The 24,286-nt window shown below is 34.2% G+C and carries 11 protein-coding genes; 1 reads left to right on the top strand and 10 read right to left on the bottom strand.

Annotated features, from left to right (window positions below; genetic code table 11):
- The first annotated feature begins 22 nt into the window (after positions 1-22).
- The gene (gene polA / locus LY08_RS02290) at positions 23-2,881 is read left to right on the top strand and encodes a DNA polymerase I (protein WP_111658815.1); all 2,859 of its coding nucleotides are present in this window, start codon (positions 23-25) and stop codon (positions 2,879-2,881) included.
- A gap of 5 nt (positions 2,882-2,886) precedes the next feature.
- Here the strand turns inward: polA and LY08_RS02285 are convergent, their stop codons facing one another.
- The 10 genes from LY08_RS02285 to LY08_RS02240 all read right to left on the bottom strand — a co-directional run bounded on the left by LY08_RS02285 (position 2,887) and on the right by LY08_RS02240 (position 24,178).
- Positions 2,887-4,122, bottom strand: a complete 1,236-nt coding sequence (locus LY08_RS02285; protein ID WP_111658814.1) for a DNA cytosine methyltransferase — start codon at positions 4,120-4,122, stop codon at positions 2,887-2,889.
- Entirely contained in the window at positions 4,103-5,524 is a 1,422-nt protein-coding gene (locus LY08_RS02280) for a hypothetical protein (protein WP_111658813.1), read from the bottom strand. Before LY08_RS02280 ends, LY08_RS02285 begins: the two co-directional genes overlap by 20 nt.
- Complete coding sequence (locus tag LY08_RS02275) at positions 5,524-6,726, bottom strand: DNA cytosine methyltransferase (protein WP_111658812.1); 1,203 nt, start codon at positions 6,724-6,726, stop codon at positions 5,524-5,526. The genes LY08_RS02280 and LY08_RS02275 overlap by 1 nt, the downstream gene beginning before the upstream one ends.
- 291 nt (positions 6,727-7,017) lie before the next feature.
- Positions 7,018-10,866: a M4 family metallopeptidase gene (locus tag LY08_RS02270; RefSeq protein WP_111658811.1), complete on the bottom strand. Its 3,849-nt coding sequence runs from the start codon at positions 10,864-10,866 to the stop codon at positions 7,018-7,020.
- A 277-nt stretch (positions 10,867-11,143) separates the two neighbouring features.
- Positions 11,144-13,096, bottom strand: a complete 1,953-nt coding sequence (locus LY08_RS02265; RefSeq protein WP_111658810.1) for a YgiQ family radical SAM protein — start codon at positions 13,094-13,096, stop codon at positions 11,144-11,146.
- A 148-nt stretch (positions 13,097-13,244) separates the two neighbouring features.
- The gene (locus LY08_RS02260; protein ID WP_111658809.1) at positions 13,245-14,666 is read right to left on the bottom strand and encodes an alpha-amylase family glycosyl hydrolase; all 1,422 of its coding nucleotides are present in this window, start codon (positions 14,664-14,666) and stop codon (positions 13,245-13,247) included.
- Positions 14,667-14,677: 11 nt separating this feature from the next.
- Positions 14,678-16,348: an alpha-amylase family glycosyl hydrolase gene (locus LY08_RS02255; protein WP_111658889.1), complete on the bottom strand. Its 1,671-nt coding sequence runs from the start codon at positions 16,346-16,348 to the stop codon at positions 14,678-14,680.
- A gap of 7 nt (positions 16,349-16,355) precedes the next feature.
- Positions 16,356-19,835, bottom strand: coding sequence for a TIM-barrel domain-containing protein (locus LY08_RS02250; protein WP_111658808.1), 3,480 nt, complete (start codon positions 19,833-19,835; stop codon positions 16,356-16,358).
- Between the two features lie 93 nt (positions 19,836-19,928).
- The gene (locus LY08_RS02245; protein ID WP_111658807.1) at positions 19,929-21,851 is read right to left on the bottom strand and encodes a glycoside hydrolase family 13 protein; all 1,923 of its coding nucleotides are present in this window, start codon (positions 21,849-21,851) and stop codon (positions 19,929-19,931) included.
- 20 nt (positions 21,852-21,871) lie between these two features.
- Entirely contained in the window at positions 21,872-24,178 is a 2,307-nt protein-coding gene (locus LY08_RS02240; protein ID WP_111658806.1) for a glycoside hydrolase family 65 protein, read from the bottom strand.
- Positions 24,179-24,286 lie beyond the last annotated feature (108 nt).

The following is a 24,286-nucleotide window of genomic DNA, read 5'->3' as shown; positions in this document are numbered from 1 at the left end:
GTATTCTATCAAAATTACAATTATGTCAGATCAAAAACGCCTTTTTTTAGTTGATGCTTATGCACTTATATTTCGTGGGTATTATGCCTTTATAAAAAACCCACGAATAAACTCTAAAGGCGAAGACACCTCAGCCATCATGGGTTTTATGAATTCGTTGTTAGACGTCATCAAACGCGAACGTCCAGACCATTTAGCAGTCTGTTTTGATAAAGGTGGAAGCTCTGATCGTGTCGAGCTATTTGAAGCGTATAAAGCCAACAGAGACGAAACTCCAGAAGGGATTAAAACCGCCATTCCTTACATTATGGACATCCTTAAAGCCATGCATATTCCTATTATGGTAAAGGATGGTTATGAAGCAGACGATGTGATTGGTACCTTATCCCGTCAAGCGGAAAAAGAAGGCTACAAAACGTATATGGTGACACCAGATAAAGATTTTGCACAACTGGTTACCGATAACATTTTTATGTACAGACCTGTTTTTGGTGGTGGTTATGAAACTTGGGGAATACCAGAAGTACAGAAAAAATTTGAAGTGACAGACCCAATGCAAGTCATTGACTTTTTGGGTATGATGGGAGATTCCAGCGATAATATTCCAGGATTACCAGGTGTTGGAGAAAAAACTGCGAAGAAGTTTTTAGCACAATACGGAAGCATGGAGAACCTTTTAGCCAACACCCACGAGCTAAAAGGAAAAATGAAAGAAAAAATTGAAGCCAATAAAGAGCTTGGGTTATTATCTAAAAAATTAGCAACCATCATGTTGGATGTTCCTGTGACGTTTAATGCAAAAGATTTTGAACTAGACCATCCAGATATTGAAAAAGTGAAGGAAATTTTTCAAGAATTAGAGTTTAGACGACTCACAGATAATTTTGTTAAAACCTTTACGTCTGGTGCAGAAGCAACTTCCAAATCAAATACTAATGGGACTGTCACTTCGAGCGCAGTCGAGAAGTCTATCACTCCTAAAGAAGAGCAATCTGCAGGTGCAGGACAATTCTCTCTATTTGGTGGCGCAGAACCTTCCACTTCTGAAGCGACTTCAGAATACACAAGACAAACTATTGAAACCACCTCGCATTTTTACCAAAGTGTCGCTCCGGGAATGGCTACCAAGCTATTTATTAAAAACTTGATGCAGCAATCTAGCGTGTGTTTTGATACCGAAACTACAGGTTTAAATCCGTTAATTGCCGAGTTGGTAGGTATTGCATTTTCTTGGGAAGTAGGTAAAGGGTTTTATATCCCTTTTCCAGAAGACAGACAGGAAGCACAAGCTATTATCGAAGAATTACGATGTTTTTTTGAAAGCGAAACCATCGAGAAAATCGGTCAGAATTTAAAGTACGATATTAAGGTGCTAGCCAAATACAATGTACAAGTCAAAGGAAAACTATTTGACACCATGTTAGCACATTATTTAATCAATCCAGACATGCGTCACAATATGGATGTGTTGGCAGAAACCTATTTAAACTACACACCAGTATCTATTACAGAACTGATTGGTAAAAAAGGGAAAAACCAACTGTCTATGCGAGAGGTCCCTTTAGACAAACAAACCGAATACGCAGTAGAAGATGCAGACATCACACTACAACTAAAAGAACATTTTGAAAAAGAATTAGGCGAAGCTAACACCCAAAAACTGTTTGACGATATCGAAGTGCCTTTACTTCGTGTCCTAGCAGCAATGGAATTGGAAGGTATAAACCTAGACGAAGCGTTTTTAAACAGCTTGTCAGACCAATTGGATAAAGATATTAAAACCTTGGAAACTAAAATTTATGAGGTGGCAGGCGAAGAATTCAATATTGCTTCTCCAAAACAATTGGGTATTATTTTATTTGAAAAACTAAAGCTGGTTGACAAACCTAAAAAAACCAAAACTGGTCAATATAAAACTAGCGAAGATATCCTCTCTTTTTTAGCTAAAGACCATGAGATTATCCGTAATATTTTAGAGTATCGTGGACTCTCTAAATTAAAAAGCACCTATGTAGATGCGCTACCTTTACAGGTAGAACCCTCTACTGGACGTGTGCACACAGACTATATGCAAACGGTTGCTGCTACAGGACGACTAAGTAGCAACAATCCTAACTTACAAAATATACCTATACGTACAGAGCGTGGACGTCAAGTCCGTAAAGCGTTTATACCACGTAACGACGACTATATTTTACTAGCAGCCGATTATAGCCAAATAGAACTGCGTATTATTGCTGCTTTAAGCCAAGAGGAAACTATGATAGAAGCCTTTAAAAATGGTGAAGACATTCATGCTAGCACAGCCTCTAAAGTGTTTGGTGTACCTATTAACGAAGTGACTAGAGAGCAACGTAGTAATGCCAAAACCGTAAACTTTGGGATTATTTATGGTGTATCTGCTTTTGGACTAAGTAACCAAACCGATTTATCACGTGGTGAAGCCAAAGAGTTGATAGATACCTATTACGAGACCTACCCAAAGCTTAAACAATACATGAGTGCGCAAGTAGATTTTGCACGCGATAATGGGTATGTTAAAACCGTTTTAGACAGACGACGTTACCTAAAAGATATTAATTCAAGAAACGCAGTTGTACGTGGTGCTGCAGAGCGTAATGCGGTAAATGCACCTATACAAGGTAGTGCAGCAGATATTATAAAGATTGCCATGATTAATATTTATAACAAACTAGAAGCAGGTAATTACAAAACCAAAATGCTACTACAAGTCCATGACGAACTGGTATTTGACGTCTACAAACCAGAATTAGAAGCCATGAAAACCTTAATTAAAACCGAAATGGAAAACGCCTTTACCCTAGACGTGCCTTTAGATGTTGAGGTTGATACTGGATTGAATTGGTTGGAGGCGCATTAGAACATTTACACTAATGTTTTCGATAAAACATTCACATTATTTTTTTCTAAACAATCATAAACACTTGAAGCAATTGCTTTAGCCATAATTGGTGGAACAGCATTCCCAACTTGCATATATGTTTCTTGTTGATTTCCAACAAAAATAAAATCATCTGGGAAAGATTGTATACGTGCAGCTTCTCTAACAGATAAAGTTCTTAATTCAGTTGGGTGAATATACATATAACCATCCATACCAATGTGAGCTAATATGGTCCAAGATGGATTTTTTAATACTAGTCTTTTTAAACGATCCTTAAAAATATCCTCTCTAAATGGTAAAATTTGTCTAACCTCTTTTGGCAAATCCATGTAAATATCACCTTGTTTCATGTGAGCAAATACTTTTTTTGCTCTCTCATTAGACATTCTACAAATATTATTTGATACAGTACTATTAGTGTTTTCACGCATTAACTTTTGATAAGAATCCAAATTTTTATGCTGTGAATATTCACACTCATTTATTCTCCAATTATCGGTGATGCTTGGTAAATCAGAAATTGCACTTTTAACGTTTACGTGAGGTTTTAATGTATTAACATCAATATCATCACTATTAGGATTGATATTAAAATTTGAACCTTTATACCAATGTGTTATTTTTGGATATTTAAAATTATATCCTTTAAGATGTCCAACTAGAATCATTCTTCTTCTATTTTGAGGAACACCATAATTAACACTATTAAGAACTTTTACTTCTTCAACAATAGTGTATTCAGGCAAATCACGTTCAATAATTTTTTTAACTTCTTTAAATGTTTCTCCTTTATATTTAGTTAAAAATTGAGGAACATTTTCCATGACGAACATTTTTGGATTAAAATATTTAACATATTTTAAATAATCCATAAATAAGAGATTTCTTGGGTCTTCTGTAATACAATCTCCTTTATCTTTATTTACAGATTGTATTTTAGCATGTCCAATTGTACTAAATGTAGGACAAGGAGGTCCTCCAATAATCACATCTACTTCTTGTTTCCCAATTAGCTTATGAAATTGTTTAGGTTCAAGTTTTCTGATATCACTTTGTACAGAGATGGAATCTTTGAAATTTAACTTATGAGTTTCTACTGCTGCTTTTTTATTATCTATTCCTCCGATACATTTAAATTTACCGGACATTTCAAATCCTTTAGCAAATCCTCCTGCTCCACAGAATAAGTCTATGAAATTATATATTTTGTTTGGCATGATGTTTAAAGTATTGAGCTGTTTCTTCCTTAAAATAATTACATTTCTTTTCTTCTAAATTTGTAATATATTTTTTTAATGGTTCTGTAATTTCCTTATTTTCTAAATTACTTTGTATTAATCCTTCATCTATATAAATATATCCTTCTTCATAAATCTTGTCACATCCCAAATGACATGCAGGCATAACTACATTTAAATCTCTTTTCTCATAATCAGAACAATCTTTTCTTTTTTTTATGTGTGCAGTTGCTAAAAATTGGATTGGATAATCTTTGTCACATATTGCACATGTTCCAGATTTTTTATTTTTTAAAAGATAAGTTCGAAGAATATGTTGTTCGGTTCTTTGCCTTGTAACTGTTTCTCTTTCTAAAGATGTTAATCTTTTTAATTGCCTTTCGATTTTTAATTTTCTAAATAACTCCTCGTCAAAATCTTCAGGAATAGGTTGAACTTTAGAATAAATATTCTTTAATCTTTTATATAATTTTACGTTCTCTAACCAATTATTCACTCTATCTATATCATATAAATACTCTGAATAATCATAACATAATTTACTATTTCGCTCACTTATATTTCTATCAAACTCAAATATTTCTCCAGATATATCTATTAATGAGTCTAAAACATTTATTAAATCACCAATTGGTTTTAATCCAATAAAAAAATCTGGTTGCTCATTATAAAAACTATTATCATCAGTTAAAATAGATGAGTTTTTCAAAAAACCTTTAGGATAAGACAAATGTGTTTTTGTGCCACTATTATCTTTTATGCCTCTAAATAAATCCCAACCATTTTCTCGTATATATAATAATTCTTTAGTTAACTTTTTTATTGATTTTAAGTTGTAATTTTTAGCTTTTGTATTGTAGAAACTATAACCAAACCAATAGAATTCTTCGTTTGAAAAATAAGCTTGACTAGAGTCTATATTATATAATTCTTTTAAAACAGCTAGTATAATTTGATACGGTTTTATAAAAGGAAAATCTTTTCTAATATTTTCAGCGTTTAAACCCAAATTGTTTATTGTTCTATTTTTGGTTACAATTGGATGTGGAAATTGCCACTGGCTTAATAGATAATCAAAAATAACTTTAGCAGGTTTATCATCATCATTATCAAATTTTTCTGCAACAAAATCAAGCAAAGCTATTTCACTAAATCTATTCTTTGAATCCAACTTTTTAATTCCTAGAAAATTAATAATTGTAATAATCTGATCCCAATAGCGCTCATTTGTTTTGTTATAGTAATCTAAACATTCTTTAGTAATAACTGCACGGTTATACTCTTCACCAATTATAGTTTGTATAAACCCAAAATGGTCGTCCTCTGAAAACAAGGTGCTTGGTTTTAATTGTCCAACTGATGGAATGTTAAAAAATATCATTATATAAATTGTTTAATTGCTTTTGCAATTTGTTTAGCCATTAAAGGAGGAACTGCATTTCCAACTTGTTTAAATTGATTTGTTCTAGAGCCAACAAATTTAAAATCATCTGGAAAAGATTGTATTCTAGCTGCTTCTCGCACTGTAAATGTTCTTTCTTGTTTAAAATCTGGATGAATAAATAAGTTTCCATCTTTATACAAATGTGCTACAACTGTTCTACCAGGTTTAGTAGCAGTTTGAACAGTATATCTATTACCAAAATGTTTTGGATCATGATGTATTAAATCAGGTCTAACTTCTGCTAATTCTTTTAATTGCCAATCATTTTTACTTAATAATTTATATCTCTCTCTATCTAAATCATTATGTTTTCTTGCAACATGATTAAAAAGTCTAGTTGAGCCATTTGGTCTCATTATTTTAAGATAACTATTCTTTTTTTCAATTTTATGAAATATTTCCTCTTCTCCTTCGCCTGGATATAATTTAGGCAAGTCTGAAATAGCATCTTTAACAGTTAAATATTTTTTAAGCCCTAATTTTTCATTTTTACTTTCCATTTCTGGACTGTAATGAGTTTTTGTAATTGCTTTGTAAATATCTTCTGACTTAATATTTAAATCTTTCCTAACACCAATTAATATAACTCTTTTTCTAATTTGTGGCACACCATAATGAACTGAGTTTAAAAGTATTGTTTTTCTATCATCACATACTGAGTAAAACTCAGACATACTTTTAACAATTTCAGGAAAAATATAATTCCCGTTTGGTTTAGCAGTAAGTAAACCTGAAACATTTTCAAAAACAAATATTTTTGGCATATGTTTTTCTAGTATTTCCAAGTAAGAACGGAACAAATAATTTCTTGGATCATTTCTCATCGAATTTTTGTCTTGTGCTCTACCTACTGAAGAAAAAGATTGACATGGAGGGCCTCCAACTAGAACATCTATTTCTGTGTTGCCAATAACATTATTGATTTGGTTATGAACTTCTTCGGAAGTTAAATCTCCACATATTACTGCTCGTTTTATTAACTTTTCTGAATAATTATAATAACGCATTCTCTCTTTAACCGTTTCACAAGCAGGAGCGTCAAAATCAACATGTACAATTGATTCAAAACCTTCTTGATAAAATCCTTCACTAAAACCACCACATCCAGAAAATAAGTCTATAAATTTCAATTTACTCATAAAATAAAGTCTAAAATGTAAACTTACAGTTTTATAGTTTTAAAAGAAAATGAAGTACATTGTTTGTTAATAAATCTTGATAATTTTCATTGTGTCAAAAATAGAAACATAATAATAACAAAAAACTACCTCACCTTCTTCTTATACTTATACTTCTGCTTCCTCTGATTAAAAGGTACAGCATCGTTAAAGATATCTTTAGCTTCACCTTTAAGTTCATTATTACCCTAAAACAAAAAAAGAGGATAAAATAAATTTTATCCTCTCCTTTGAGTTATTAAAACGATATCCCTACATTTTAATAAACTTCAAATCAAACAGCTCCCCTTCAGCTGTAAGAACTCTTATTATATACATACCACTACCTAAATTGCCTACTTGTACACCAATGTTGTTAGTTGGTACAACATTATCTAGAGTAGCTACAATCATTCCAAAAAGGTCATAGACTACCAAGCTTACCATATTAGCATCAGAATTAATATTTACATCTGATTCTGCTGGGTTTGGAGAGACTATAAAAGCGTGATAATTTCCTTTATTTCCTTTTACGTAGTGATTTTCGTTTTTGTCATCACATTTGTGTTTTCCACCATGTTTTTTACACTTACAATCACTATTGTCATCATCATCATCATCATTATCAGAATCGTCTTGGTCATCGTCACCTGTAGTATCACCATCTGTAGGATCTGTTGTAGTGTCTGTAGGCTCTACAGGAGTGTAATTAAACTCTTGCACAACACTAACTGTTCCAGATCCAGAAAAAGTACCTGTATAAGCTTTATATTGATCTGCTTCGTTTATATCGGTTAATACTCCATTGTATTGAATATTATTCGGGTTTTCTGTTGCATCATCCATGTTATTCGAATTAACTTTCATAGGTACTAATACTACAGAAGGGTCAAATGCATTTAGCTCTGAAGTTGTAAAATACAAGGTTAAATCATATGTTGCTGTCTGATTAGTTGTAGTAATACTAAACGCTTTAGATGGTCTTGCTGTATTTACATTAGAAAACAACTCGAAACTTTCACCTTCATCAATAATAGCGATGTTTACACAGCCTAAATCTTGTGATGCGTTTTCAATTTTAGCAATTAATGCATTGTTATTGTCGCTCATAAAATACACGGTATTAGCAACAAACACTTGATTAGTAGCATCTGTATTTGCTTTAGTTTCTATACCTGCAGGAGTCGCTTTTACGCTTACATTATCTATTGCAAAACTAAATTGGCTACCTGCATTGGTATCGTTATACCATCTCCATCCTAAAAAGAAAGACGTATTGTCTAACGCATCAATTTGTGCTGTATAGGTACCACTTGCAGTTTGTATTGCAGCTGGACCATCTCCGTAAAACTGTTTCATAGATACGTAGTTTGCACCATCTAAAGAGTATAAGAATTCGCCATAATCAAAAATGGTTCCGTCTGTAGCATCTGTTTCACCTCCTGCTTCCCAATCAAAACTAACGGTAACAGAATGTGCTGCAGAAGCATTAATTAAAGGCGATCTTAAAATAGTGTTGGATCCCACTAGTGCTGGCGAGTTAATCTCGTATAGTGGAAGGTCTGATATTCCATCGCTAATATATGCTCTACCTGCTGCTGTAGCGTCACCATTTACTTTCCAAACGCTATTTCCATTTGCTAAAACAATAGTAGACCATCCTGTTGGTAATCCATCTACAGAAAATGTTTCAGTAGCTAAAAGGTCTACTGGTTCTGTTCCTGTTCTTGGCCCAAAATCGTTATCAGAAATTGCAAATTCTTGTTTGTGGAATTCGCCATTATAATTATAAGACAATACTATAGTTTCTGAGTTTTCGATAGCTACATCATCATACACAGTTACTTCTATTGATTGTATTTCTGAACCAGAAAAAGTAAGGCTTGAAGCAGATAAGTCAAAATCTTGACCTAAAGTTGCTGTACTACCTGCTGTACTTATAGAGATTGTTGCATTTGCTGTAACTTCTGAAGCAGTAAAATATACTAAATACGTGTTATAATCGTCGCAGCCATTAATTTGATTCTGCTCTGAATATATTTTTATATTTCCATCGATAAATGAAATTGTATTTGGTTTTGGATTCATAAAAGCGTCTCCAATATCTACTGCATGCCATGCATTGGTTGTTTGTATTTCTTCGTTAGAACCTGGTGTATATAATATTTGTGCAGCTAAAATTGAAGCTTCACGCATCTCGATAAACTTAGCATTAGGCGACAACATAGTTTCTGCTAAATAGGCAATTTTAGAAGCTTTAATAAAGCCTAATCCTTCTACACTATATTGGTTACCAGCATCCGAAACCTCATCGTCTGCAGCTGCTTTTTGATATCCAACCGAAAAAGATTGACCACTACCAGTTACTAATAAATAGTACCATTTATTTAATACACCACTATTGGTATGCACACCACATTGGTCGTTTGCTAAAGTTGGTGTACCACATTCTGGTTCAATCCAATTTGCACCACCATAACTATCTGGATCTCCAGCAGCTTTTGGGTCGTCCATCCAACGTAAAGCTCTAGAACCTACTTCTCCTGGTTCTAAACCACCATCACGCTCGTCAATTTGTTCTCCAATTCCCCAAGGGTCATAATTTAGAGAGCTATCTATTGTATCTAAAACGTATGCTTCTACAGAAGCTCCCCAGATATCAGAGAACCCTTCATTCATCGCTCCAGATTCTCTTTGGTATACTAAATCTGCAGTAAACTCGCAGACACCATGTCCTATTTCGTGTGCGCAAACATCCATAGAAGTTAAAGGTGCAAAAGATCCGTCTGGATATTGACCACCTTGGTAACTTCCATCACCATACGTCATGGCAGTCCCATTCCAAAAGGCATTGTCATAGGCATCTCCATAATGAACATAGTTAGTTACTTTAGTACCTAAGTTATCATAACTAGATCTGTTATGAATGTTTTTCCAGTAGTCTAAAACAACTTCGGTTCCCCAATGTGCATCTAATGCAACATCATCGTTATGTGCTTCATTATGACCAACAGAAGGAGATCCGTTTGCAGGTACTGCTGGACCATAAGGTAACGAAAAGTCGTCTTTTCTATGCTCTTGTGCTGTCCAATTATTATCTGCAATTTCTGTAACAAACACATCACCATCTCCATCTATAATTGGCACTGCAAATTGTGACAAAGGAGCATTAATAGGCAAGCCACCAAGTCCTTCATAAGATAATGTTTCGTTTTCAACTCCAGAAGGAGACATTCCTTTTAATACCCAATTACCATTGGCATCTTGAGAGGTATTAAATGTTCTGTTTCCTGCATATCTAGTATCTCCAGTAGCTACACTAAAAGGTATACTAGCTTTTTTAGTTTTAGCAATTTTTTTAATTTCTTTTTCTACATTTTTCTTACCATCTTTACCATTAACATGCTTAATAATTGCATCTAAAAGTAAAATCTGACCTGTTACAGCATCTATATAGATATCTGCTCTAGATAATGGTTCTGCTGCGTAAATATTAAATTTATAGGCAAGTGATAAATCTACAGCATCTGTTAAGTAATTGTCTACAAACACTAATTCGCCTGTTGGATAGACTTCGTTGTAAGCAGCAGTTAATTCTGGAGAATCGCCCAAACTTTGAATATATTCCCAAGCATAAGTTGTTGCACCAACATGATTTAATACCAATTGTAATGCCTCACCTTCTGTTAATGAAGGAACTGCATTGATAGTGTCTGGTAGGTTGTAATATTCTGCGGACATCCCTAAAACAACATTGTTTTTAGATAGCACCTTAAAAACACCATGCTCTACTTTTAGTCCTTTGGTATATTGTTGAAATTTATTGACTTGAATTCCATTAGCAATTGTAGTTGCTGTAATATTAAATGTGGTCTCTTGACCTAATCCTAATATTTGGTTTAAAAAAGATGGTGTTTCACTAAGCTGTAGTGTTTCACCCGAAGTATTCATTTTAATAAGTGAAGGCGTTCCGCGACTGGGTTCCATATTAAATGATAGTACTCTAGCATCTTGCGAAAGATTGTTAGAAATATCTTGCGCTGTTTGTGCTTTTAAAACAAAAAACCCTTGTATGCAAAATACAACGGTTAGGATAAAACTTTTGGATAATTTTTTTATCATTTTAAAGGTTTTAATGGTTAGAATTTAATTAGTAATAATTCGAATTATTAGTATTAAGACAACCACTTTTTATTTTACCCTACTTTTATTTTTACATATATGTAATTGATTACTATTTTATTTAATGAATATCACAAAAAACACAGCTATGATTAAGACTTACACATAGCTATGGTTAATTGTTTAAATTTTTAATAATTGGACAGAGATTGATAAACGTTAGAATTAACGTCTATTGAAACAGTCTATAAGACAATAAACAGCAAATTTTAATGTGCTACCTCCTTTTCTTCTTGGACTTATACTTCACCTTTTGCTTTCTTTGATTAAAAGGAACAGCATCATTAAAGGTATCTTTAGCTTCACCATTAGGCTTATTTTTACGCCATTTTTCGGTTTTTTCGGGTAAGAGTACTTTAAGTAAATCTTGACGTCCTACACGATTTAATGTCTTTTTTATCCACGCTTTGTTTTCGTCTTTATACCAAAAGAAAAAACGGTGTTGCTCGTCTTTTTCTTTTCGGGTTTTTGGCGTGTTTACTTTTTTAAGCGTGTAAGGATGGTAACCACTGTAGTAGATCACAGTCGCAACTGTCATTGGTGTTGGTGTAAACCCTTGGACTTGCTCCAACTGGAAACCCATATCTTTAGTCTCGGCAGCTAGATTAGCCATATCCTCAACTTCACAAGCTGGATGATTAGATATAAAATAGGGTATTAATTGAAGCTTTAAATTCTTCTTGATATTAATCTTATCAAAACGCTCCTTAAACTTATGGAAGTACGTAAACGATGGTTTACGCATTAATTTAAGCACAGGATCACTGGTGTGTTCTGGCGCAACTTTTAGTCGTCCTGACACGTGCTTTGTCATGACCTCTTCGGTATAAGCATCCAACTCTTTTGGATCTGCATTTTTATTAAATTCTGGTACTAACATATCGTGTCTAATTCCAGAACCAATAAATGATTTTTTTACTTTAGGATGACTATCTACCGCTTGGTATAAATCTGTTAACGGTTTATGAGAGGTATCTAAATTACTACAGATAACTGGTGAAATACAACTAGGTGCCACACACTTGTCGCAAATAGATTGTACCTTACCTTTCATTTGATACATATTAGCACTTGGTCCTCCAATGTCGCTTAAATAGCCTTTAAAATCTGGCATATTAGCAACCTTATCCACTTCACGTAATATAGACTCTTTACTACGACTTGCTATAAATTTTCCTTGATGTGCAGAAATGGTACAAAAGCTACAACCACCAAAACAACCACGATGAATGTTAATAGATGTCTTAATCATCTCGTAAGCAGGAATCGGTCCACGCTTATTGTATTTTGGGTGTGGTAATCTTGTGTAAGGCAAATCAAAAGACGCATCAATCTCTGCTTCCGTCATGGTTGGATATGGCGGATTTATCATTAAGGTCTTCTCACCTACTTTTTGAAAAATACGTCTTGCTGCTAACTTGTTGGATTCTTGTTCTATGACCTTAAAGTTAGAGGCGTATTTTTTCTTGTCTTTCAAACAAACTTCATGAGAAGCTATTTCTACATCTTCCCAATTACTGTTTTTAGGTATTTTATCGTCTTTATGCAATAAAACCGCAGTTTGATTGACAGTATTAATACTATTAAAAGGAACACCTTTCTCTAACAAACGCACAATTTCACGTAGAGGTTGCTCTCCCATTCCATACACCAGCATGTCTGCTTTAGAGGTTTCTAGTATGGTTGGCATCAGTTGGTCACTCCAATAATCATAATGTGTGACACGACGTAATGAACCTTCAATTCCACCAATTAAAACAGGTGTATCTGGCCATTTTTCTTTTAAAATTTTAGAATAGACTGTTGATGCATAATCTGGTCTAAAGCCAATGTCTCCATTTGGTGTGTAGGCATCTTTATCGCGACGTTTTTTGTTAGCATTATAATTGCTAATCATTGGATCCATACAACCACCAGTAACTCCAAAAAACAATCTTGGTTTACCTAGTTTGACAAAATCCTGAAGATTATCATTGACATTAGGTTGCGGAACGATAGCTACACGCAAACCCATACTTTCTAACAAACGACCAATAACTGCTGGTCCAAACGTAGGATGATCCACATAGGCATCACCACTAAATAGGATGACGTCTAGTGTTTCCCAACCACGAATTTTTACCTCTTTGTTAGTGGTAGGTAACCAATCTGACAATTTAAGTTCTTGCATAACAGTGCAAAAATAGATAAAAAAAGACTGTTATCTGTTATTATAAAAGGGTTTAGCATATAATTTAACAGGTTAACTTAAATTAGAAACTTAACTAACAAAAAAAAGGCTAACAATAATGCTAGCCTTTTTACACAAAGTTATGGACTTATTGTTTGACTAAAACTTTATAAGTATTGGCGTCTAGAGCTATAGCTTCACCTTTTAATTGTAAAGTGTTGTTTGACATATAGTCTAGATAGTTACCTTGTTGAGGTAAGCTTGTTTTTACATGTTCTGAAGACACATTAGCAACAAAAATAACCTCATCTGTTCCATTGGATCTAGAAAAAGCAATCACGTTTTTACCACTATCTATGGGTGTAAAAGTGGCTGCTTGCTTCCCACCATGTAAGGCTGAATTAGTTTGTTTTAGTTGTGCTAACTTCTGTAACAGTTTCCAAGTTCTAGCTTTGGTATGCGGAAAGCTATCTTTTTCAAAAAACAGTAATCTGTGGTCTAAATCATACTCTTGACCTGAATAGATTAATGGCATTCCTGGAGTTAAATAACTTAGTACAGTCATGATTTCTCCATTTTTACCCATACGTTCTTTGATGGTTCCATTCCAAGAGTTTTCGTCGTGGTTGGTTACAAAATTCATTAAAATATCATCTGCTTCGTAGCGCTCCGCATCTGTTGTCATCATCTCTGTCCACGCTGTTGCGTCTTTTTCACCTTTGGCGATTGCATTCATGGCGTGATGCCTGTCCCAACCATAAGCCATATCAAATAATTCATCTTTTAATAACTCAGGTTCCCAAGCTTCGGCTAGCATAAAAATATCTTTTTGAGCACGTAGCTTAGGGATAGCTTGTTCCCAAAAATCTGTTGGTACAGAACCTGCTACATCACATCTAAATCCATCGACATCTTCCTGAGAAATCCAATAGCTCATGTCTTCTATCATTTCTTTACGCATGTCTTGGTTGTCGTAGTTTAAATCGGCAACGTCTGTCCAATCAGTACCTTCAGGATGCACGACTTCACCTTTATCATTTTTGGTATAATATTCTGGGTTGGTTTTTAACCACTCATGATCCCAACCTGTGTGATTAGGAACCCAATCTAAAATCACATAAATTCCATTATCATGAGCTGTTTTTACTAAGCTTCTAAAGTCTTCAATGGTTCCAAATTCTGGATTGATTTTAGTAAAATCTGATACTGCATAATAACTGCCTAAATATTTAGCTTGCTCATCTTCTGGAAAATCGGTTGCAAACTTACTATCTGCACCTCCTGTTGCTTTACGTTTGGTTTCTGAAATAGGAAACACAGGCATTAACCAAATGACTTTTACACCTAATTGCTTTAACTGAGGAATGTCTTTTGTGAATTGCGCAAAAGTCCCTTCTGGTGAATATTGGCGTATGTTAGCTTCATAAATAACAGCTGTTTCTAAATCTGAAGCTGATATAGGTTGTAGTGTTTTTTTATCTTCTGAAACCGTATTAGCATCAGGTTGTTTTTGGTCGTCTTTACAGCCGAAAATGGTTATAAAAAAGCAAAGTGCGATTAGTTTTTTCATGAGTTTTTGTGTTATAATTTTTCTATTAAAATAAGGTTTGTATCTGCTTCAATGGTAATAGTTCCGTTGTTGACATTGTAAGTGGCTCCTGAATAAAAATCTTTTACCTGTTCTCCTTCTTTAAAAACGGAAGACACGTTAATAGTATGTTCTCCCTTAGGTAAGTCTATGCCAATAATCACTTCATCTTTAAAATCATTATTAGTGTAACTTCTGCTAAAAATATAGGGTTGCTCGCTAATTAGTGCATGTTGTCCTGCACCAACTGCTGGATGATGACGTCTAAACTGACCTAGTTTTTGCCAATGGATAAGCAAGTCTTGTTGGTAAGGTAACTCGTCCCAGTTCATAAAACTTCTTAATGTGGCATCTCCAATTGTACCTTCGATGGTTAAATCTCGAGCGGTTTCATCTCCATAATAGATTTGAGATGCTCCAGGCGATAATAGTAATCGTGTTGCTGTTTCGTATGTTTTTTCTCTGTTTTTATCAAAAGGTTGCCCATCGTCATGAGAGGTTAAATAGTTTAATACACCGTAACCTTTTAAGTCATTATTTAATATTGTATTATACCGATTAAACTGCTCTTCATATGATTGTTGAGATGCATTCCATTTAAATTCAAAATTGATTAAACCATTAAATGCATCGTCAAAATAGTTGACTTTTTTATCGCCAAAATCATATGCTGTTCCAGATGAAATGCCATAACCATACACTTCTCCAACCAGGTAAAAGTTGTTAGCGTCCAATACTTTATTGGGATGGTTCTGCTTAAATTCCGCGAAAGCGTTATCACAAACGTCTTTAAACTCTTGCCACACAAATTCTTCGGTATGCTTTACTGTGTCCACTCTATAACCATCAATTCCAAAATCTGTAATATAATCGCTTAACCATTTCATGATATAAAAACGAGGCGCACGTGGATAACCTGTTTTTTTGAAAAACGCCTCTAATTCTGCGACTTCTTCCTCATAACGACCTTCGTCTTTCCATTTTTGAACTAATTGAGGTGGTAACTCTACTGCATCGTTGCTTTCGGTTTTAATGTCTGGAAGATTTTTAACCAACGTACACGTTACTGTATTGTCGTAATTATCATAACTGCAATGTGGCTGAGTTCTAACCCAATCACTTGGCCAAACGGGATCTTTTTCTGTCACTGGACCTGTATGATTAATTACTGCATCTAACAACACACGAATGCCTTTTTTGTGTGCAGCATCCACTAATTGCTTTAAATCTTGTTTAGTTCCTAAATTAGCATCAATATTGGTCCAATCTTTGGTCCAATAGCCATGAAATCCATACGTATTTCCTGTACCTTCATCTGTGGCACCATGAATTTGCTCGACGATTGGTGACATCCATATAGCATTAACCCCTAAGTTGGTAAAATAACCGTCTTCTATTTTTTGAGTTACCCCTTTTAAATCGCCACCTTCAAACCCACGCAACACGCCAGTTTCTTTGGTTCTGCCATAATTAACATCGTTGGTTTTGTCGCCATTATTAAAACGATCGGTTAATAGGAAATACACATTTGCTGCTTCCCAAACAAAAGGTGTTTTGACTACTTCTTTTTGTTGATTTTCTGCGATATCTAGATTTGCTTTTTTATCTGTTTTACAACTGAAAGCAAGAATAGCTATTGCAATTAAAAGTATGCTTTTCTTCATTTTAAATTTAATATTTAATTTGTGCTTCAACCTCTTTTGAAGTATTCCATTTCACCTGAAAAGTCAGTGTTTTTGAAACTTCATTATAGTTAAATTCTATTTTATTTCTATTGAATTTTATGCGTTTTGGTGACTTTGGAAAATTGTGAATTATCACATCTATTGTTTTTGTTGATGCAGAATAATTGGCACCTATTTCTGCTTCAAATTCTAATTCTAAATTGTTGCTTAATGTTTCAGCTTCAAATTCTAAGATTTCATAATTTCCTTTTTCAAAAGCATTTTTTGTGTTCCCATCGTCATTATAAAGAGTTCGCTCGCTTTCTGCAACAGATGCATCAAAATAATAATGTAAATCGAAGGTGTTTCCGTTATATTCTACAATACTTTGCATTGGTTTTGCTGTAGCAATAAAAGCACCACCACGTACATAAGTTGGAATGTGGTGTTCCTCTGTTTTTACAGACAATGTTTGTCCACCTTCTACCTTTTCAGTGGTATAAAAATTATACCAATTATTGTTATTAGGAAAGTACACCTCAGCTTCTGTTTGGTTGGCATTAACAATAGGAGTCACTAAAAAGTCTTTTCCCCAAAGGTAAGTTGATGCTACAGTTTGCAACTTCGCATTGTTTTCCTCATCAAAAAATAATGGTCGCATTAAAGGTGCTCCTGTTTGGTTATTTTCAAACACCAAATTGTAATTGTAAGGTAGTAATTGGTATCGTAATTCTATTGCTTGTTTTGCTAAAGCTTTTGCTTTATCGCTTCTGTACACAGGTTCTGCAGGCACATCTTCTTGTGCGTGTGGTCTGTAAATAGGCTGAAACACACCATACTGTAACCAACGCGCATAAAGTTCGTCATCTAAATTATTACCAGCAAATCCGCCTAAATCGCTATGCATATACGCCAAACCTTGCAGTCCCATTTGAAGTGCAATTTCTGGTTGAGATTGTAATCCTCCCCATGTTCTGTTAACGTCTCCAGACCAAGGAATCATCCCAAAACGTTGCGAGCCAGAACTACCAGCACGCATTAAAATAAATGGACGTGTATTTGGAAAATGTTGAGTGTACATGTCTTGCACTAATTCTGCCCAATGGTGACCATAAATATTATGGACTTCGTCTGCTGTTCCAGTAGCGTGAAGTAACCCTTTAGGATGCACTTCTGGCTCTCCTAAATCTCCCCAAACTCCAGATACACCTATATCTGCTAAGTCTTTATAAATATTTTGAAACCATTGTTTTCCTTTTGGATTGTAAATATCTATCAATCCTGTATTTCCAAAATAAAAATCGAAAGTATATGGATTGCCTATTGAATCTTTGGCTAAAACATCTGCTTTTACAGCTTCGTCCCAACGCTTAGAAGTGGTTAACACAAAAGGTTCTGTTACCAATACCGTTTTTACATTGTTATCTTTTAACCCTTTAATCATTTGTTTAGGATTTGGGAACGAATCTCTGTAAAATTCTAAATTTCCCATAGTCCCTTGAATGGTTTTTCCGAACCAAAAAATATCGATAATTATGGCATCTAACGGAATTTCCTCATCTCTAAATTTTTGAACTGTTGCTTCTACTTCTTTTTGTGAATGGTAACCAAATCGACTAGAAAAGTTACCTAAAGCCCAACGTGGTGGCATAGGTTGTCTGCCAGTTAGTTTTGTGTAATTTTTGGTTAAATCCAACCAAGACTCACCAACCACAATTTGATAGGTTTTTCTACCTGAAAGGGTTTCGTACGTGATGGTATTATCTGCTTTGCTGTCTAAATCTAAAAAACCAATTGGTGCATTATCAAAATGAATGAGATACTTGTTGGAGGACACCACAATTGGCATGGTGTAATTCATTAATTCACTTCTTTCTTCGTAACCATAATGGGCTTTGTTATATAACTCTAAACGATTGCCTCTTCGGTTCATACCTAACGCTCTGGCTCCTCCACCATATAAAACCTCATTAGGTGTTAAGTTAAAACTAATGGTTTCAAAACCGTCTGTTTTTTGATAGCCATTTTTTACTGAAGTGATTTGTTGTCCTTTGTAGTAATATGAAATATTGAAGGGTTGTTTTTGAATTTTTACAGAAATTCCTTTTGTATTGAAATAGACATAGTTTTCATCAACACTATATCTTGCGTCACAATATTCTGGTGATAAAATTACAGCATGTGATTTCCTATTTAAATCTTCTTCTATTGGTATAAAAGTACTTTCTATTATTTCACTTGTGTAAAATTTAATACGATATTCACCATCATTTACTTTTACAGATAAAAATTCTCCATCTTGAAAACCTGCATTTATAAATTCTCTTTTTTGAATAGCATCTTCAAACAACCACGTAATAGCTTCCTCAAAATTATTTCGCCATAATTCCTCGTTATGTTTGCCTTCTGGAACCACTTTTGATTGTATGTTTTCTTCTGGGAATCCATTGTCTTTAAGTAAAGACGTAACGGTATTCATGTCTAAAACAGTCTGACTAATTTCATTAAATCCTGCATTTTCACCTTCTTTTCCACCAGCTAAAAAGTACATTTTGGTATTTTGAAGATTAGCATGTTGTTTAGTAAATGCTTTAACTTCTGGAGCAAACCAAAAGGCTGGAGAATACACGCCTACTTTACCAAAAACTTCTGGATATTTTAATGCTGCATAATGAGAAATTAACCCACCCATAGAACTACCAAAAATAGCTGTATTAGTTCTGTCTTTTTTAGTGTTATAATTAGTATCGATGTAGGGTTTTAGTGTATTGACAATAAAATTGACATAGGCTTCACCCTCGCCACCACCATATTTGGCATTGGTCCATGGAGAATACTCGTCTAAGCGTTTAGAATTGCCATTATCTATACCAACAACAATAAGCTTTAGGTTGTCTTTAAATAGCTTATCTAGGGTTTCATCAACATTCCATTCGCCATAACCAGAGGTTTTAGCATCAAAAATATTTTGACCATCGTGCATATACACCACAGGATAATCTTGCTTTGAAACATTATAATCTGGAGGTAAATAGATCCAAACACGACGTTTTCTGTTTAATTGCGGAATATGAAATTCTTCTGAAAGAATGGTAACATTTTTTGAAGCTGTAGAGACCTCTTCATTTTCAAACAAATGACTCCAACCAGCAATTTTAACCTTTAATGTGTCGTTTGGTTTTTCAAACTTATAAATACGATTATCTATAGCTTCACCTGTATCTGTACTTTCTGCAGTATCCCAATTTCCTAAGGTAAACTTAAACAAAATACGTTGTTCTGTTTTAGGTAGCGTGATTTGATACTGACCATTTACTTGTTGTAATTGGTAGTCTTTATGTCCACCAGACCAACCTTCAAAATCTCCTGAAATAAAAATGGAAGCGTCTTTTGGTGTGTCTTCAGGTAGCTCTTCCACGATAATAGTGACTTGTGCAACCGTTACTTGGACTAGTAGAAAGGATAGTATGAATATGATGTTTTTCATTTTACAATTTAAAAGATTCTTCACTTCGTTCTGAATGACAGATTGGTTAATTTTATAATTTAAAAGATTCTTCACTTCGTTCTGAATGACAAACTAATTAGCTTTTGTGGTTAAGATTAGGCTTCCTCTTTCTTTTAATTGGATGCTATCTTGCCACACGAAAGTTTCATCAGTGATTATGTTTTTTAATGTTTTTCCGTTTAAACCGACTTCTTCATAGCGTTTTAAATCGATAGTAATTGGTTCGTTATTTTTATTAATGATGTGTACAACGGTTTCGCCTTCAACAACTCTAAATAGGAAATACGTACCCATAAAAGGTGCAAAATGAATGGTTTTACCATCGTGAATGGCAGCACTTGTTTTTCTGTAATTCAACACCTTTTTAAGATAATTTTGCATGTCTTTTTGGTTGTCTGTTAAGCCTTCACCTGTAAATGCATTAACAGTATCACCTTCCCAACCTCCAGGAAAATCGGTACGAATTAAACCATGGTCACCTGGTTTTGCAAAGTCATTCATTAATATTTCTGTACCATAATATAATTGTGGAATACGAGGTAAGGTTAACAAATAACTTAATGCCATTTTTGTATTAGGAATGTCTCCTTTTAGCTGTGTAAAAATACGACTCATGTCATGATTATCTGGAAAAATCATGATGTCTTTTGGTGAAGTGTAGGCAAAGTCGTTTGCTAAACCTTCGTAGATTTTTACCAATCCTGTGTCCCATTGTTCTGCATCATTTAATGCTTCAACAATATGTCTTTGCATTGCAAAATCCATAGTTGATTTTAAGTTAGATTGGTAACCGTCTTTGTTTTTATGTCCATCTTGCCAATAGGCAATAAGTAATGGGTTATAACTCCACTCTTCGCCTACTATAGAAAAATTAGGATACTCGTTCATGATAGCTCCAGCCCAATTAGACATGAATGTTTTATCAGGATATGGATAGGTGTCTTGTCTTATTCCGCTTAGATTTAGCGTTTCAATCCACCAAATGCTATTTTGGATAATATAGTTTGCCATAAACGGATTACGCTGATTTAAATCTGGCATTGCAGAGACAAACCAACCTTCTGCCATTTCTTTTTTATCGCGATTAGCAGCATACAAATCTTGGTTTGCTGTACGTCTGTGATTGGAGTTGTTTAATGGTTGCTTGTTAACAAAACTAGCTTGTTGGTTTACCCAATCTTTAAACGGTAAATCTTTCATCCACCAATGCTCACTTCCGCAATGATTAGCCACTTGATCCATGATTAACCCAATACCTTTTTCTTTGGCTTTTGTTGATAATTCTTGGTAGTCTTCTAAAGTTCCAAAACGTGGATCTACACGGTAAAAATCGGTCATGGCATACCCATGATATGATGATTGTGGCATGTCATTAATTAATAAAGGACAGGACCAAATTTGGGTAAAACCCATCTCTTGGATGTAATCTAAATGTTGAATGATCCCTTTGATATCTCCTCCATGTCGTCCATAATCATCTTGTCTGTTAATGGTTTTTTCGTTTAAATTCTCATCGATATCATTAGATGTGTCTCCATTTGCAAAACGATCTGGAGTAATCAAAAATACTGCATCACTACTATCAAACCCTTTAAAGTCGGTTGCTTCTTTTTGACGCGCTTTTATTTCATAAGTTTGAACGAGTTCCTTTTCTTCATTAAACTTAAAATGAATATTGAATGGTCCTGCTTTAGCACTTTCTGAAATATTTACATCTAAAAATAGGTAATTTGGACTGTCTGCTTTGTGGACTTTTTCAATAGAAACTCCTGCATAATTGATGCTTGGTGTTGCTTCAGAAATGTTTGGATGCTTCACTAATAATTGAAACTGATTGTTTTTAAAACCAATCCACCAATTGGGTGGTTCTACTCTTTCAATATCATTTTTAACTTCGGTTACAACCTCTGAAACTTCACTATTTTCAGTATTGTTTTGACAAGAAAAACTAACACTAATTAAAATTATTAATGCTAGATGTATTAATTTTTTCATTTTAATTAGTGTTTTTAAGTTTAAACTTTCACCAGATTATTTGGAGAAACAGTTAACGGATTATTATTTACTACAATGTTTAATTGTGTGTTACCTTCCAACTGAAAAGTAGTTTCTGATTGTGACACATTGACTTTTAAAATCTGGTCTCTAAAATTTACTTTAAACGAATACGCGTCCCATTGTTTTGGAATACGTGGCTCAAAATGTAGGGTGTCATTTTTAATACGCATACCACCAAAACCTTCAACAATACTCATCCATGTTCCAGCCATACTGGTAATGTGCAAGCCTTCTTCGACCTCCTTATTATAATCGTCTAAATCTAATCTAGAGGTACGTAAATAAAAAGTGTACGCTTGCTCCATTTGATCTAATTTAGCTGCCTGAATACTGTGTACACAAGGTGATAGCGAGCTTTCATGAACCGTAAATGGCTCGTAAAAATCGAAATGACGTTTTAATTCTTCTGTAGAAAATTGGTCTTCAAAGAAATAGAACCCTTGTAACGTATCTGCTTGCTTAATGTAAGGCGAACGTAAAATGCGGTCCCAACTCCATTTTTGATTAATTGGCCTATCTGATTTTGGCAAGTCTTCAACAGTAATTAATTCTTTATCTAAAAAGCCATCTTGTTGAAGGTATACTTGATGTTTTTCAGAATATGGAAAATACATATTATCTGCTACTTTTTTCCAAGCGTGTAACTCTTCATGAGTAATTTTTGTTTTTCCAGCAATACGTAGGTAGTCGTCATGATGACCTTCTTTTACTTTTTCAATATTTTCTAACGCATAATCGATACACCATTTTGCTAAATAGTTTGTGTACCAGTTATTGTTCACGTTATTTTCGTATTCATTTGGTCCTGTTACACCTAATATAACGTACTGGTTTTTATCTGTTGAAAACGTAGCACGTTGCTGCCAGAATCTGGCAATAGCAATTAAAACTTCTAATCCCATTTCTGGAATATAGCTGTAATCTCCTGTGTAACGATAATAGTTAAAAATAGCAAAAGCGATAGCACCATTTCTATGAATTTCTTCGAAGGTAATTTCCCATTCGTTATGGCACTCTTCACCATTCATAGTAACCATTGGATACAAAGCAGCACCATTAGAAAAGCCTAATTTTTCGGCATTTTCAATTGCTTTTTCTAAGTGGTTATAACGGTATTTTAATAAGTTTCTTGCAACTTGTTGATCTTTGGTTGCCATATAAAACGGGATACAGTAGGCTTCGGTATCCCAATAGGTACTCCCACCATACTTCTCGCCTGTAAATCCTTTTGGACCAATGTTTAAGGTAGAATCTTTCCCTAAATAGGTTTGATTTAATTGAAAGATATTAAAACGAATCCCTTGTTGTGCTTTGACATCTCCATCTATGGTAATATCTGACATTTCCCAGATTTTTGACCAAGCCTTTTTTTGGTTCTCTAAAAGTGAATTGAAACCTAAATTTGTTGCTTTATCTAATGCTTTTTTAGCTGCAGCAACCAATTGATTTTTATCATGGTTTCTATCTACAGTATAACCACCAAATTTATGGATACTTGCTGTTTCACCTGAACTTACAGAAACTGTATACGTAAATGAAATAATGTTTGCTTGTTTATCTACTACTGGAGTTTGCTCTTGTTTTGTATTATTTACAAAAACCGAAGACTGCATAAATGTGCAAGTATGAAAACCAGTTTTCATTGTTTTTGCTTCAATAAACGCTTGCTCATTCTCTGAAGTCACATTTAAAGTGTCCCAAAATTGGTCGTCCCAATTGGTGTCTTCGTTAGTGATTCCAGAATCTAAATACGGTTGAAATTGAATGGTAGCGTCTCCGTTTACTGGTGTGACTTGGTAATTTATGGCTCCAACTTCATCTAAATCTAGGCTTAAAAAACGTGTTGCTTTAACCTCAACTTGTAGTTTATTTTGAAGCGTCGCTGTAAACGATCTCGATAACCAGCCCTCTTTCATGTTTAGTTCTCTTCTAAAATTAGACACCGAAACACAAGTATTTAAATCTAGTTGCTCGCCATTTATTTCTACATTTATACCTATCCAATTTGGTGCATTTAACACTTTAGCAAAATACTCTGGATAGCCATTTTTCCACCAACCCACTCTGGTTTTATCTGGATAATAAACACCTGCTATGTAACTTCCTTGAAAGGTTGGTCCTGTGTATTGTTCTTCAAAATTAGCACGTTGTCCCATTGCACCATTTCCGATGCTGAATAAACTTTCTGAAGATTTAACACGTTCTGCATCAAAGCCTTCTTCAATTATGGACCAATTGTCTGGTTGTATATAATCTTGATTCATTGTATTATTAAGATATTAGAACATAGATGCTAGATCGCTTCGCTTTTAGACTGACTCTTGCTCTTTAATTATTTGTTTTTATGATGAATGACACTTCGACTACGCTTT

The organism is Olleya aquimaris, from assembly GCF_003259525.1.
GTDB classification, from domain to species: domain Bacteria; phylum Bacteroidota; class Bacteroidia; order Flavobacteriales; family Flavobacteriaceae; genus Olleya; species Olleya aquimaris.
The sequence above is the reverse complement of the archived record's forward strand: the minus strand, read 5'-3'. Positions and strand labels throughout refer to the sequence as shown.